The organism is Candidatus Erwinia dacicola, assembly GCF_001756855.1.
In the GTDB taxonomy this organism is placed as follows: Bacteria; Pseudomonadota; Gammaproteobacteria; order Enterobacterales; family Enterobacteriaceae; genus Erwinia; species Erwinia dacicola.
In genome coordinates this window covers 1-2137 of sequence record NZ_MAYS01000389.1, presented here as the reverse complement: position 1 = coordinate 2137, position 2137 = coordinate 1, and the positions used below count along the sequence as shown (strand labels likewise).

Sequence of the window (2137 nt, the reverse complement as noted above, 5' to 3'; positions counted from 1 at the left end):
CAGAGTAATTGTCGCCTAATACCCCGCCAAGGGAAACGGTCAGCTGGAGCGGTGATTTTGCGTAAGAAAAATCACACCGATTGTGGAGTTCGTGGAAAAAAGCAGCAGTGGAGCAGCGTTAATCTGATCCATATTACGAACCTGTTTCATTTTGTGGATCTTGGACCTGCTGTGGGGTATTCTTTCAAAAGTGATTTTCCCGGTAATATTTTGGAATCAGTGTCTCTGCAAGAGACTAATCGGGAAGGAAGTTGCCAGGAAAAGTTATTGATAGTTTCTGAAAGAAATTCTGGATGGGACGTATCCGTTAAAACGTCCAAGGGAGCGAAACTGGTATTGCCAGTTTCCAAATGCAAAAACCCCCTGAAATCTGTCTCAACTTGGCGGAAGATGCCAGATATCAGGGGGTCAAAAGCAGGCGCCGAGCCTGTAAAGGATTATAACGCATGATAGCTCTAAAACAACAATATTCTGCCCTAAGCGCAGGGTGGCGTGTCTGAACATACATCAGCGATGCCTTCGCGCATTCTCAAAAATGCCAACCCGAATAGACGTGGTGAATCAAATCGCCTTCGTAAAGGGCAGTCAAAAACACACCGAAATCACTCACCTGTTTACTCCGGTAAAACCCCGCGAGGCATGGCTTCAAAGGTCGTAGCCTGCATCCGTCACCATGACTGGTGTCGCAATACCGATCTAATTGAGCTGCGCAAAATCGGGTATACACCTTACTCCCGCATGTTTGACAGCAATTTCAAGCCAAAACCGATGCGCGTTACCACCCGTTCAGAGAGCCGCGAAGCCCTGAGCGCGTTGTCGCTGGTGCTGGCTGCAAACTGTGACTACAGCCCGGACAGCGAATATATGTTTGAAATCATGCTGCCGGTTGAAGACATTGCCCGTCGCATGGGCGTGCTGCACGTTTATGAAGGCGGGCGTAAAGCCTATGACGTAGCTCTGAACGCGCTGCGGGTGCTTGAGCAATTGGACTACGTTGTTGTCCACCGCGATCGTGACACGGACTCTGGCCAGAACAAGCCAATGCGTATCTTCCTCACTGAATCCTTTTTCACCTCCCGTGGCATGAGTCTGGAAAATGTCAGGGAGTGGCTGCACAAGTACCGCCAGTGGGCGATTTCCTCGGGTGTTGCCGAGTCAATGCGCGATAAGTACGCGCGTCACCAGCTGAAGATGGCCCGCTTGGGTATCAATATCGACAGCCATTACTCCCTCAAGAACCGCCTGAAGCAGATCAAGCGCTGGGTGGTCAGTCCTGAACTGCGTGCTGAGAAGCAACGCGTAACCTCTGACCTCGAGGCTGCGCTTGATGGCCATACCGTGCATCAGCTGCGTCCGCGCACTGATACCAGACGCTGGCAGAATGCCTGGATCCGCTGGTCATCCAGCCAGGAATGCCCACCTTCGAAGCGCTACACGCTGGAAGCGGTCATGAAAGCGGATTACCCAGAGCTTCACGTAACCGATCCGGAGCGATATTACCGGCTGTTACTGGAGAGTGCCGGCGTTCCGCTTTCTTAATTAAAGATTTCAGTCACCACACACCACTTTCCCGCGAACTTCGCACGCGCTGTGCTGGCATTTTTCCGGGCATCTGGATGCCCCCTGCGCGCAACCTTGCAAAACTTCCCTGTATTGACGTACTACACCCGTTTTTCAGGCTTCATCCGGAACATTCACAGGGGCGAGTTTCTTTCATTTCTCAATTAACTTCAAACGCATGTCATTCCGCCGCTTTGCACGGCAATTAACTTCGAAAGGTACCCCTTCATATCTGTTAATTTCGAACGTTACTTCTGAACAAAACATGCTTTCTAAAGAAAGAGTATCCGGAGCCCGCTACGCAGGGCATCTGGATAGCTCCCTGGGCCCCATTCCCACTTGAAACGCAACAAAACCGAGAGGGCTTATGCCGCCAGTAAGTGCGTTAAAAATACCTCGTTGGGGGAACGATAGCCCAGTGATTTTCTCCCGCGCGTGTTGAGTATGTGTTCGAGTTCAGCCATCTTGCGATGGCTCACCTGACTGAAGTCGGTTCCCTTGGGGTAAAAGCGCCGTATCAGACCGTTGGTATGCTCATTCAGGCCACGTTCCCAGGAATGGTATGGGCGTGCAAAGT

Annotated in this window: 3 protein-coding genes; 2 read left to right on the top strand and 1 reads right to left on the bottom strand. The window is 51.3% G+C overall.

Going from position 1 to position 2137, the window contains the following annotated elements; all coding sequences use genetic code 11:
* On the top strand, window positions 1–450 hold a 450-nt coding region (locus BBW68_RS18430; protein ID WP_222563085.1), incomplete at its 5' end, for a hypothetical protein.
* A 42-nt stretch (window positions 451–492) separates the two neighbouring features.
* Window positions 493–1539, top strand: a complete 1047-nt coding sequence (locus BBW68_RS10910; protein ID WP_245675257.1) for a Replication protein — start codon at window positions 493–495, stop codon at window positions 1537–1539.
* 386 nt (window positions 1540–1925) lie between these two features.
* Here BBW68_RS10910 and BBW68_RS16725 read toward each other — a convergent pair.
* Window positions 1926–2137 (bottom strand): IS30 family transposase (locus BBW68_RS16725; RefSeq protein WP_148127523.1); only part of this gene is annotated, 212 nt, incomplete at its 5' end.